Below are 13,251 nucleotides of genomic sequence, written 5' to 3'. Positions count from 1 at the left end.
CCGCGCGCCTCGGCGGCACCGCTGCTTTTCATGGCCGGCACCGCACCCGTCACCGTCCTTCCCTCCCTTCGCCACCACTGCCCCCGGCTCCCATCCCGTCCGCCGTCGACCCACACACCGTGGAGCAGGCGTGGTTCCTGGCGTCCAGGTGGAGCGCGCCACTGTACGAACGACCTGGACGCCAGGGGCCGCGTCTGCTCGGCTCTGCCTGGGTCGGCGGCGGACGGGATGGGAGTCCCCCGCGCACCCCTACGTACCCGCGGCCGGCGACGGCGCTCCCGCCATCCCGGTGCCGGCCGATCCCCCGCCGGAGGCATGGTCCTGACCGCCGGCCACTCATACTTCGGCGGCCGGCCATTCGGCAGGGCCCGCTGGGGCCAATGGCCGCCCAGCCTGGCACGCACCTGCGTTTGGCGGCAGATGAGGTTCCAACTGGGTTCACTCCGCGGCATGACGGCATCACGCGCCCGCCGTGCAGTGGACGCCGTAGTTGATCCTGGCGTGCTGCTTCAGATATCAGACTGTGATCTTGTGACGTACAACCCTGCCTAAACGTTGCCTTCCTCACGCGGCTCTTCCGGAGCTTGACGTGCTGATGTCCGTTTACTGCCCGTTGACCTGACGTTCCGTCGGGGCGTTAGTTACTCCTGGCGATTTTGTGAATCTTGTGGGTGGGGTGGGGCGAAGATGTGGACCCGGTTTCGGGGTGGGCAAGGGGCGCTGCCCGGGTCGCTGGGCCGTGCGGGAGGATCGGGCGGAAGACGCGGGCCCCGCATCTCCGCGGGTATGACGGCAGCGGTGTGTGCGGCCGTGATCGTTTCTGTCGTCCCTGGCCCGGTGGCACATGCGGCTGATGACGGCCCTGCCGCCCCGGCGTTGCCCGAGGGGCAGCGGGCTCTTGAGCAGGCGCTTGCCTCCGGTCAGCGGGTGGAGGTGACAGGGGAGCGTACGGAGCGGACCACGGTGTTCGCGAACCCGGACGGTGCCACGTTCACGCTCGAGGAGTCGGTGGTACCGGTGCGTGTTCCGGTAACCGGCGGCGGCTGGGGGGCGCCGGACCCGACGCTGGAGAAGCGGTCGGACGGCACCGTGGGCCCGAAGGGGGCCGCAGTCCGGATGACGTTTTCCGGCGGTGGTGACACCGGCCCGCTGGCGCGGATCGAGGACGCGGGCCGGTCTCTCACCCTGGACTGGCCCGGTGCCCTGCCCGCCCCGCGCCTGGAGGGAGCCAGTGCCGTCTATCCGGAGGTGCTGCCGGACGTCGACCTGCAGGTCACAGCAACCTCGGAAAGCTTCCAGCACGTGCTGGTGGTGAAAACGCCCGAGGCGGCAGCCGGTGAGGAGCTGAAGAAGCTCACCTTCGGCCTGGATACCAGCAATCTGACCGTCCGTGAGGGTGCGGCCGGCAACCTGGCCGCGGTCGACGGCAACGGCACCACCGTGTTCAAGGCGCCTCCGGCGCGGATGTGGGACTCCGCGGGCCGGAACACCGCGGGCGGGACGCAGCCGCAGCTGCTGAACGGGCCCGGTACCGCGAACGACTCCAGCACCCCGGACGGCGCCCAGTCGGGCGAGCCCGCGGACCCCTCGGAGACTGCTCCGTCGGGATCGGGCCTGGAGCCGGGCCAGGGAGACACAGTGGCCCGGATGGACGTCGAGGTCGGCGCCGAAACCCTGTCCGTCATCCCGGATGAGCAGATGCTGAACGCCACCGACGACTCGGCGTTCCCCCTGTTCATCGACCCCACCGTGACCTGGGGCGAGTCGGAACGCACGCTGCTGCGCAGCGACGGTTATGAGTCCTACGGCTGGGGCAACGGCGACGACGGCCGGGGCAAGGGCGCCGGCAAGTGTGGTACGTGGAACGGCTATTACTGCGGTCCGGGCTATGTGCAGAGGCTCTACTTCGAGTTCTCCCCGGCCAGCCTCAAGGGCAAGAAGGTTTTGGACGCCACCTTCCGTATCACGGAACCGTGGGCATTCCAGTGCGATCCGCGCTGGGTGGATCTGGTCCGCACCAACAACATCTCGTCGTCCACCACGTGGTCCTCGCGTCCGAAGGAACTGGACTGGATGGGCGACCGGTACGTCTCGGCCGGTCGCGGTTCCCTGTGTGACCCCGACTCGCCGGATGCGCCGATCGAGTTCAACGACAATCCTGAGGAGTCGAACGAGAACCTCACTGCCACGGTGAGCAACTTCGCGGCCGGCAAGTTCTCCCGTCTGACCCTCGAGGTCCGCGCGCACGACGAGTCGGACACGTCCGCCTGGAAGCGGTTCAAGAACGACGCGGTGCTGGCGGTGGACTTCGTGGGCCTACCGGACAAGCCCACCGGTGTCGGCCTGCAGGGCGGCGGGACGAGCGCGACTCCGGTGTGCGAACGCAGTCAGAGTGACCCGGCAATCGTGTCCGACCCCACCCCTCTGCTGAAGGCGACCGCCCAGACGAAGCGGGGCGGGGAGAGCGACGCCCAGCTGCGGGTCTACTTCGACGTCGATGTGCAGAACGCCGACAAGACGTGGACGGACGTCAGCCCGGGCAACGGCTCCCTGCGCCCCTCGACCGGTTATGCCGGCGACGGGCGGGCCCTGTCGCTGACGTGGTCGAAACTGGCCGACGGAAAGCTCTACCGCTACCACGCGTGGACCTGGTCCTACTACGGGGCCGACCACCTCAGCAGCGCCGCTTCCGACGGCTACTGCTACTTCCGGGTCGACTCCAAGCCGCCCAAGGCCCCGCAGGTCACCGTCGCAAGCCCCTACACCAAGTGCACCAGCGCCGCCTGCGTGGCAGGCGGCGGCCCGGGCGTGCCGGCATCGTTCACGTTCCAGCCCGCCACGGGCGATACGAACACCGCCTACCAGTACAAGCTGTCCTCGTCTGCGGCGTGGTCGCCCGACCTGGTGGGCGCCACCGCCACGGCGAAGGTCACACCGACCCGAGGTGGCCTGTACCGCGTGTACGTGCGGGCCAAGGACAGCCTCGGCTGGGGCGAGCAGTCCGTCACCGACTTCCTCGTGGACTCCGGTGAGGCCCCGGTCGGCCGCTACCACTTCGACGAAGCCTCCGGGGCGGCGGTCGATTCGGCCACCGTGGACGGCCGTGACGATGCGGCCCTGAACGGACAAGCAGCCCGGGATGACCGCGGCCGCCGCGGTGTGATCACCCACGACGCCGACGACAACCCGCTCCAGGCCCCGGTCACGGACAAGGGTCTTGTCCTGGACGGCACCACCGGCTACGCCGCCACCAGCGCCTCGGTAGTGGACACCCGAGCTTCCTACACGGTCTCCGCCTGGGCGATGCTCAAACCGGGCGTGGCGCAGAACCAGACCGTCCTGGGCCAGAACGGCGGCTTCTACAGCGGCTTCTACCTCACCTACCGGGAGGCGGAGAAGACGTGGACGCTGAGCACCTCACCCACTGATGATGCGGGCGGCAACATCACTGAGCAGAGGGTGACGGCCACACAGCCGGCAGCACGCGGCGTGTGGACTCACCTCGCGGCCGTCTACGACGCCTCCGCGAAGCAGCTCCGCCTGTATGTGAACGGCAGCCTGCAGGGCACTGACACGGTGTCCGCGGCCTGGGCGGCCGAGGGCCCGCTGCAGATCGGCCGCGTTCTGTGGCGGGACGCTTACACCGACTACTTCGCCGGCTCCATCGACGAGGTCACCGTCTGGCAGCAGGCCCTGACCGGCGACCTGATCGCCGACGAGGCCCGGCTGATGAACTCACCGGACCGTGCGGCGGTGGAACTGGTCGCCGACTGGTCGGCCGACCGCGGCAGCGGCAGCACCGTCCCGGACACCACGTCCGGCTACGGCCGGTCGCTGTCCCTGTCCGGCGGTGCGGTCCTCAACGGCGAGGCGATGGTGTTCGACGGCACGGACGACTCGGCCGCGACCGCGGGACCGGTGGTCGACGGCACCGGATCGTTCACCGTCACCACGCTAGCCGCGCTCGACTCGGGCAGGCTTCTGGCCAAGCCGGTCGGCTACACCGGCCAGATTCTCGGCCAGCGTGCCGTGGATGGCTCGGCCTGGGGCATCTGGTACGAGCGGACCGGCAGCACGACTGTGCTCGATGAGGAGACTCTCGAGGAGAAGACCGTTCCGGAGGGGTTTTGGCGCTTCGGCCGTCTCAATGCCGATGGCAGCTTCAGCGCGGTTGCGTCCAGTGAGGCAGCGGTGATGGACGGCATGGTCCGGCTGACCGGTGTCTTCGACGCCCGGACGGACGAGATCAGTCTCTACCTGAGCCGCAACGTCAACGGGGATCCGCAGGCCTTCACGGCAAAGGCAGGAACGGGGGAGTTCACCCTCGGCAAGAGCTTCTCGAAGGACACCTGGCAGCACTATCTGCCGGTCAGCGTGGCCGAGGCACGTGTCTGGGCGGGCGCGATGGCCACCGAGGAGCAGCTCGGCGAAACCGTGGGCGACTGACAAGGCGTCCGGTGAGGACAGCCACTGGCGCGGGTGTCCTCACCGGACGGGAAACGTGGCAGACCCGGCGGCGGGCTGCGACCAATGTGCAGAACTCTCGAGATTCAGGAACTGGGTGGGGCGGGAACCATGGTCTTTGGCATAGGCACCTCAAGGCGACGTGGGGAGGGGGCTCGGCGCAGAGTGGGCCGGCTGCTGGCGCAGTCGCTGGCTCTGGCACTCGTCGCGCCCACCGGCCTGGCCCAGGCGGCGCAGGCCGTCGAGGCAGACGGCCTGGGACGCCCCGATGTGCCCGGGACATCGGTGACCAAGGTCAAGGAGTTCGACGGGCCCGGCGCGAAACGGGCCCGTGCCAAGGTCGCCAAGGACCGCAAGGCCAACACCGCCCAGGCCGAGCAGGCGAGTAAGGAGCGGAAAGCCGACTGGCCCAAGAACGGCACGGCGTCTCTCACCCTCGAGCCCGGCACGCAGCGCACCGCCGAACCGGCCGGTGTCCCCGTCACCCTGAGGCCGACAACGTCCGCCACCGAACAGCGTTCCTCGGCCGCCTCTGCGGCGGCAGCCGGTGACGCGCGGGTCACCGTCCTGGACCAGGAGGCAGCCCTCAAGGCAGGCGTCACCGGCATCCTGCTGACGGCGGCGGCCCAGTCGCCGGGTTCGGCCGCCCTGAGCGTCGACTACTCCTCGTTCGCCTCGGCCGTCGGCGGCGGCTGGTCCCAGCGCCTGCGCCTTGTCCAGCTGCCGACCTGTGCGCTGACGACCCCGCACAAGGCGGAGTGCCGTGAGCAGACGCCGCTGCCGTCGGAGAACGACCTCGAGCATCAGACCGTCTCGGCGCAGGTCGCTCTCCCGCAGGCGGCCCAGGGCGGCGCGTCCACCCAGTTGCTGGGCGAGGCAGGCAGTGCCGCGCCGGAGGCAACGGTGCTGGCGGTGACCGCGGCCTCCGCGGGGTCGGGTCAGTCCCCCAAGGGCGCGGGCGACTATTCGGCGACGAAGCTGTCGGAGTCCTCGTCCTGGCAGGCCGGCGGCAGCTCCGGCTCCTTCTCCTGGTCCCACGACTTCACCCTGCCGCCCGCCGCGGCCGGCCCCGTGCCGCCGCTGTCCCTGTCCTACGACTCGGGCAGCGTCGACGGCCGCACCGCCACGACCAACAACCAGACCACCACGGTCGGCGAGGGCTTCACTCTCACCGAGTCCTACATCACCCGCACGTACGGCTCCTGTGACGAGGACGGTCACGACGACGTGTTCGACCAGTGCTGGAGGTACGACAACGCCAGCCTGGTCCTCAACGGCAGGTCGACCCGTCTGGTCAAGGACGACGACAGCGGCACGTGGCACCTGGAGGACGATGACGCCTCCACGGTGACGCGCTCCACCGGCGCGGACAACGGTGACGACAACGGCGAGTACTGGACCGTCATCACCGGCGACGGCACCACGTACGTCTTCGGCCTGAACAAGCTCGACGGCGCCGGCACCCAGCGCACCAACTCCACCTGGACCGTCCCCGTCTTCGGCGACGACTCCGGCGAACCCGGCCACAGCGCCGGTGACACTTTCGCCGACCGCGCCCTGACCCAGGCCTGGCGCTGGAACCTCGACTACGTCGAAGACACCCGCGGCAACGCGTCCACGTACTGGTACACCAAGGAATCGAACTACTACAAGAAGAACAAGGCCACCAAAGCCGGCACATCCTACATTCGCGGCGGCTACCTCAACCGCATCGAGTACGGCCTGCGCAAGGACTCCCTGTTCACCGACAAGGCCGACGCCAAAGTCACCTTCGCCTACGCCGAGCGCTGCACCGCCTCCGACTGCGACAGCCTGACCAAGGACACCGCGGAGAACTGGCCCGACGTGCCGTTCGACGCGATCTGTTCCAAGGACGACGACGAATGCAATGCGGCCGGCACCTCGTTCTTCACCCGCAAGCGGCTGACCGGCATCAACACCTTCACCTACAACGCCACCAGCAGCGTCTACGACCCGGTGGACTCCTGGGCCCTGAGTCAGAAGTACCTGGACGGCGGTGACATCGGCGACAGCTCCGACCAGGTCCTCACCCTCACGTCACTGAAGCGGACCGCGAAAGCCGGCGCCACAGCCATCACGGTCGACCCCATCACCTTCACCTATCAGATGCGGCCCAACCGGGTCGACGCCACCGACGACATTCTCCCCCTGACCCGCCCCCGCATCTCCACCGTCACCTCCGAGACCGGCGCGATCACCGAGGTCACGCTCTCCTCGCCGGAATGCGTGCGCAGCGAGGTCCTGGACGCGGCGCCGGACACCAACACCCGCTCCTGCTACCCGCAGTACTGGCACATCAACGGCGCCGAGAACGCGGCGATCGACTGGTTCCACAAGTACCGCGTCACCGCCGTCGGCGTACACGACCCGACCGCCGCCAACCCCGCCGTCGAACACGCCTACTCCTACAGCGGCGCGGCCTGGCACCACAACGACGATCCCTTCACCCCGAAGGACGAGCGGACCTGGTCGGACTGGCGCGGCTACCGCCAGGTCACCGCCTACACCGGCGCCGCCGGCACCACTCGCTCCAAGACCGTCTCGCTCTACCTCCAGGGCATGCACGGCGACAAGAACAAGAACGGCACCAAGTCCGTCAGCATCGAGCCGCTCCTCGACACCGACGCCGACGTCCCCGCCGTCACCGACAGCAATCAGTACAAGGGAATGCTGCGCCAGCAGGTCACGTACAACGGCAGCCAGCCCATCAGCAGCACCGTCCACAACTACACCTACAAGAACACCGCCACACAGACGGTCCCGGACGCCGCCGACCACACCGCTCTGTGGGCCCGCGGCACCACGACCTACACCAGCACCTACCTCACCGGCTCCAAGACCTGGCGCACCCACGTCACCACCCGGCACCACGACGACCTCGGCATGGTCAGCAGCGTCGACGACTACGGCCAAAGAGGCCTGGGCGGCGACGAAACCTGTACCCGCACCTGGTACGCCCGCAACCCCGACGCAGGCATCACCAGCCTCGTCTCCCGCACCCGCACCGTCGCCAAGCAGTGCTCGGTAACCGACGCAAGCCTGAACCTGCCCACCGACAGCAGCACCACCGGCGACGTCCTGGCCGACACCGCCGCCGTCTACGACACGGCCAACGCCACCACCTGGCTGGCCACCCAGAAACCCACCAAGGGCCAGGTCACCTGGACCGGCCGCGCCACCGGCTACGCCACCGGCCCCGCAAGCGACGGCCAGCGCCTGCCCTCCGGCTGGCAGACCACCGCCACCACCACGTACGACACCCTCGGCCGCCCCCTCACCGTCACCGACACCGCCGGCCACACCACCTCCACCGCCTACACTCCCGCCGACGCAGGCCCCCTCACCCGAACGCTCACGACCGACCCCAAGGGCTACCGCTCAGTCAGCTTCCTCGACCCCCGCCGCGGCCTGCCACTGCGCAGCTACGACATCAACTCCAAGAAGACCGAGCAGCACTACGACGCGCTCGGCCGGCTCACCGGTGTGTGGCTGCCCAACCGCTCCAGCGGCAGCCAGGGCCCGAGCGCCAAGTTCGCCTACCACCTGGACAACAGCAAGCCGTCCTGGGTGTCGTCCTCCACGGTCACCAACGACGGCGAGACCTACAACACCAGCTACAGCCTCTACGACTCGCTCCTGCGGCCGCTGCAGACCCAGTCGCCGACACCCGAGGGCGGGCGGCTGCTGACCGACACCCGGTACGACACCCGCGGCCTGGCCTACGAGACCTACGCGGACATCTTCGACACCACCAGTACACCCGACGGCACCTACACCCGCGCCGAATACGGCCGCGCGCCCCAGCAGACGGAAACCGTCTTCGACGGTGCCGGCCGGCCCACCACCAGCACCCTGTACATCAACGGCATCAAGAAGTGGGCCACCACCACCAGCTACACCGGCGACTCCACCGCCACCACCGCCCTCGACGGAGGCTCCGCACAGCGCACCATCACCGACATCCGCGGCCGCACCACCGAAACCCGCTCCTACGCGGCCGTGAACCCGGCTGACGCCGACTTCGGCACCGGCCCCGGAGCCGCCTACACCTCCACCAAGTTCACCTACGCCCTCGACGGCCGACAGCGCACCATCACCGGCCCCGACGGGGCCACCTGGTCCTACGGCTACGACCTGTTCGGCCGACAGACCAGCGCCGACGACCCCGACAAGGGCACAGCCACCACCCAGTACAACGCCCTCGACCAGGTCATCAAGACCACCGACTCCCGCGGCAAGTCGGTCCTGAGCGCCTACGACGAACTCGGCCGCCCCACCGGCACCTGGGCCGGCGCCAAGACCGACGCCAACCAGCTCACCGGCTACACCTACGACACCCTCCTCAAGGGCCGGCCCGCCACCTCCACCCGCTACATCGGCGGCAAGAACGGCGACGCCTACACCCAGGCCGTCACCGCCCACGACACCCTCGGCCGCGCCACCCGAACCGAACTGCGCCTGCCCGACTCCGACCCGTTCGTCAAGGCCGGACAGCCCGCCGTGCTCGAGTTCGAGACGGCCTACAACATCCCCGGCGCGGTGCAGAGCACCCGGGAGCCCGCGCTCGGCGGCCTGTCCGACGAGCAGACCTCGTACAAGTACGACCGCCTGGGCAATTTGACCTCGATCGGCAGCTACCTCACCGACATCGACTACTCCGCCCTGGCCGAACCGCAAACCCTGACCCTGGGCACCGGCGACACCAGCGTCTACATCGCCAACAAGTTCGAAACCGGCACCGGCCGCCTGACCCACAGCTACGTCCAGGACGAGATCCACCCTTATCGGCCCCAGGACCTCACCTACACCTACGACCAGACCGGCAACGTCACCGGGATCCGCGACGCCACCACCCTCGGCGGCACCAGCAGCGCCGATGCTCAGTGCTTCACCTACGACGCCCACCAGCGCCTGACCGAAGCATGGACACCCACCTCCCAGAAGTGCACCGACGCCCCCACCGCCACGGCGCTGTCGGGCCCGGCCCCCTACTGGACCAGCTACACCTACAACACCGCAGGCCAGCGCACCACCGAAACCCAGCACACCAGCAGCAACACTGTCGAAACCACCTACTGCTACACCAACAGCAACCAGCCCCACACCCTTACCGGCACCACCACCGGCACCGACTGCACCACCCCGGAACGCACCTACACCTACGACACCACCGGCAACACCACCCAGCGTCCCGGCACAGCCACTGACACCACCCAGAACCTGACCTGGTCCGAAGAAGGAAAACTCACCCGCCTCACCCAGGACGACCAGTCCACCGACTACCTCTACGGCGCCGACGGAACCCTCCTGATCCGCACCACCGAGAACGGCGAACGAGTCCTCTACGCCGGCGCCACCGAACTCCACCTCCGCACCGACGGCACCACCTGGGCCCAGCGCTACTACGCCGCAGGCGGCATCACCGCCGCCATGCGCTCCAACCAGACCGGCACCACCAAGGTCACCTACCTCGTCAGCGACCACCACGGCACCTCCCACCTGGCCATCAACCGCGACAGCACCCTCACCTTCACCAAGCGCTACACCACCCCCTTCGGCGCTGACCGCGGCAAAACCCAGTACGGCCCCTGGCCCGACGACAAGGGATTCCTCGGCAAAACCCGTGACGAAGGCACCGGCCTCACCCACATCGGCGCCCGCGAATACGACCCCACCATCGGCCAATTCCTCAGCGTCGACCCCATCCTCAACACGGCAGACGTTCTGTCGCTCAACGGGTACAGCTACGGCAACAACAACCCGCTCACGATCAGCGACCCCACAGGACTGATCAACGCTCTGCCGCGCGGCGGGAGCTGTGATCCCATCGTCTGTCCCGAGCTGGACTGGGGAACCAAGGAGGAGAAGAAGAGCCTCACGAAGGCCTTCACAAAGCACTACCGGAATACCTCCGGCTGGACGCCTCCCGAATCCTCCGGTTACGACAAGAATGGCGACGGAAGGGTTGCGCTCAATCCAGGATTGTCCGTACCGGCGTCTTGGGACGACCTTCCGAAGCTGGCGAAGGTGTTCAAGCAGCATCTGGTCGACGGCTGCTACATGGGCAACTTCGGCTGTTACAGCGACTTGTCGCAGTCGGTGGTCAATTCGTACCTTTACAAAGCAAAGAACTTCGCATGCCGCGAGGTCTATGGCAAGGGTTGCCCCGACGGCTACAGCGTCGGCCGGGAGATGGCGGCGTCTTTCCTGATAGCGGCACAGGAATATGCGGGACGGTCCGGAAACAAAGGCCGGTCCCCAAGCGGCTGCAAGTGCTTCCTCGCTGGCACCGACGTCCTCATGGCGGATGGAAGTACCAAGAACATCGAGGACGTCAGCCTTGGTGATGAAGTAATCGCGACCGACCCGGCAACCGGCGAGTCAGAACCGCGAGAAGTCACCCGCCTCATCCGCACGGAAGACGACAAGCACTTCAACGAGCTGTCCATCGCTACCGAAGACGGGATCGAACAGCTCACAGCAACCTACGAACACCCCTTCTGGTCACCCTCCGAAGACGACTGGGTCGAAGCCGGCGCACTCACACCCGGTATGACCCTGCTCACCGACGACGGCAGCACCGTCATCGTCACCGCAAACCGCAAGTACACCAAGCACGCCCGCACCTACAACCTCACCATCGACGACCTTCACACGTACTATGTGCTGGCGGGTGACACGCCGGTACTCGTTCACAACTCAAACTGCCAGTTCTGGTCGCGGACCGACTACAATGGCCAGCGCATTTATCAGCGGGATGATCTGGTGAATCCGAGCTTTGTTTCGCCTGCGGACAAGTACGGTCGAAGCAATCTCAAGAGAATGAAGCAGGGCCTCGCCCCGATGGGCCCGGACGGAAACCCGATGAACCTCCATCACATGCTCCAAACGCAGGATGGGCCGATTGCCGAGGTGACACACTCGATGCACTTCGGGAACTATAATCAGCTGCACTGGAAGGCGGGCACCAAGATCCCCAGCGGAATCGATCGAGATGCCTTCAACGCCTGGAAATCCCAGTACTGGAAGGACCGAGCGGCAGGATTTGGTGGATGATGAACGCTGTCGAGGCGAGTGAGCGACTGATCGAGCTGGTTTGCGGGAATGATGACATCGCGAACCACTCCGACGGCTGTGACGCAGGTAGGATGGCCGCCGCCGAGAATGATCTGGGTTTGACTTTCCCTCCCTCGTACCGCCGTCTGATCGAAGAGTTCGGAACCTGGGATATCGCTGGTGAAGAATTTCTTGGCGTATATCAGACGCCCGCCATGGGGGAGAAACTATTGGGCTCCGTAGCGGAAACCCTGGATGCTCGCAGTCAGTACGGAATGCCATCCGATCTGATTGTTGCGATGTTTGACGGAATGGGTGGACTGGTTGTCCTCGATTCTTCTCAAGTGAATCAGGAAGGCGAGTATCCCGTCCTCGTCTGGAATCCCGGAGTTGTGGACCGCGAGAGCATGGAGAGGCTCGGGGATGATTTCGGGTCCTTCGCGTTCGCGCTGTGCCAGCGCGCTGTAACGCGCTGGCGAGAGTCCGACTGAAGCTGAAAATCAGGAGAAAAGCGAGAAGCCTCGCCAGGTGTTTCTGGCGAGGCTTCTGTGTCACCGCTGATCTTCAACATCGCGCTGTCCGCGCTCGACGAGCACGTGATGGCGCCGTGGAAGGACGGCGGGGCGATGTCCACCCGGGGGAAGCGAACCTACCGGCACTCCCGGGGCCGGCCGACATGGCGGATCATCCGTTAAGCCGACGACCTGGTGATCTTGGTGCATGGTTCGCGCGAGGACACCGAAGCGCTGCGCGAAGACGTCGCCGGTGTGCTGGCCACCATGGGGCTACGGCTGTCACCAGCCAAAACCCAAGTGATCCACCTCAGCGACGGGTTTGCCTTCCTCGGCTTCCGCATCCGGTGGAAGCGCGAGAGGGGGACGAACAAGTGGTACGTCTACACCTTCATCGATCCCCGGCCCGTCCGGACCTTGAAGGCGAAGATCCGTGCCCTGACGCACAAGACATCGCAGTGGGACCTCGCCTCGACCCTGACCCGGCTGGGCCAGATCATGCGGGGCTGGGCCAACTACTTCCGTCATGCCGTGGCGAAGTGGACCTTCAGCACAGCAAGCTGGATTCCTTCACCTGGTGGAGACTCGTCCACATGCTGCGGGCCCGCCACGGCTGGAACTGGGGTCAACTGCGCCGCCACCTGAAAACCGCCTCCGGGCGGTGGGTGATCGCGGCCGACGAGATCGAGTACTACCGGCTGCAAGGTGTAACGGTCTCCCGCTACACCTACCGGGGCAACAAGATCCCAAGCCCCTGGCCCGCCACTGCCTGACGGCAGACACCGTGGAGAGCCCGTTACCGAGAGATCGGTACGGCGGGTTCGGCGAGCGGTCCGGGGAAACGGACCGGGAGCAATCCCAGCACCGCGCCCCGGGCCGACTCAACAAGCGGATGCGGCGAAGCCCTGCCCGGCTGAGGAGTCGGCCGAAGCGCCGGGCAGGTCAATGCTTACGCGAGCAGAGTGGTGTTGACAGCGGTCGATCTTCCGGAGCGGGTGTTGCCGGCAACGGCGGCGTGGGCAAAGTGGGCGACCTTGAGCACGGTGGCGGTGCCGTTCTCCTCCCAGCCGAGCAGCACGTCATCGGTGGAGACGAACGGACCAGGTGGTATACGGCAGAGCCCGTCGCGGCCAAGGAAGGATGAGCAGATCACCGCCTCCAGCGGCTCCCTCTGGAAACCGCTGCAACGATCACTCAC

General features: G+C 67.1%; 6 protein-coding genes. 5 read left to right on the top strand and 1 reads right to left on the bottom strand.

Going from position 1 to position 13,251, the window contains the following annotated elements:
* The first annotated feature begins 786 nt into the window (after positions 1–786).
* The 5 genes from AC5L3C_RS37535 (at position 787) to AC5L3C_RS37515 (ending at position 12,698) form a co-directional block, all read left to right on the top strand.
* Complete coding sequence (locus AC5L3C_RS37535) at positions 787–4,446, top strand: LamG domain-containing protein (protein ID WP_493653672.1); 3,660 nt, start codon at positions 787–789, stop codon at positions 4,444–4,446.
* 129 nt (positions 4,447–4,575) lie between these two features.
* Positions 4,576–11,541: an HNH/ENDO VII family nuclease gene (locus tag AC5L3C_RS37530; RefSeq protein ID WP_493653670.1), complete on the top strand. Its 6,966-nt coding sequence runs from the start codon at positions 4,576–4,578 to the stop codon at positions 11,539–11,541.
* Positions 11,538–12,032, top strand: coding sequence for an SMI1/KNR4 family protein (locus AC5L3C_RS37525; RefSeq protein ID WP_493653668.1), 495 nt, complete (start codon positions 11,538–11,540; stop codon positions 12,030–12,032). The genes AC5L3C_RS37530 and AC5L3C_RS37525 overlap by 4 nt, the downstream gene beginning before the upstream one ends.
* 57 nt (positions 12,033–12,089) lie before the next feature.
* Entirely contained in the window at positions 12,090–12,236 is a 147-nt protein-coding gene (locus tag AC5L3C_RS37520) for a hypothetical protein (RefSeq protein ID WP_493653666.1), read from the top strand.
* Between the two features lie 12 nt (positions 12,237–12,248).
* Complete coding sequence (locus AC5L3C_RS37515; RefSeq protein ID WP_493653665.1) at positions 12,249–12,698, top strand: group II intron maturase-specific domain-containing protein; 450 nt, start codon at positions 12,249–12,251, stop codon at positions 12,696–12,698.
* Between the two features lie 304 nt (positions 12,699–13,002).
* On the opposite strand, the gene AC5L3C_RS37510 is transcribed toward AC5L3C_RS37515, so the two are convergent.
* Positions 13,003–13,251 carry a hypothetical protein gene (locus tag AC5L3C_RS37510; protein ID WP_493653664.1) on the bottom strand — a complete coding sequence of 83 codons (249 nt, stop codon included), beginning with the start codon at positions 13,249–13,251 and terminating at the stop codon, positions 13,003–13,005.

The sequence above is a fragment of the Streptomyces speibonae genome (assembly GCF_984686075.1).
This window is presented reverse-complemented; position numbering and strand designations above follow the sequence as displayed.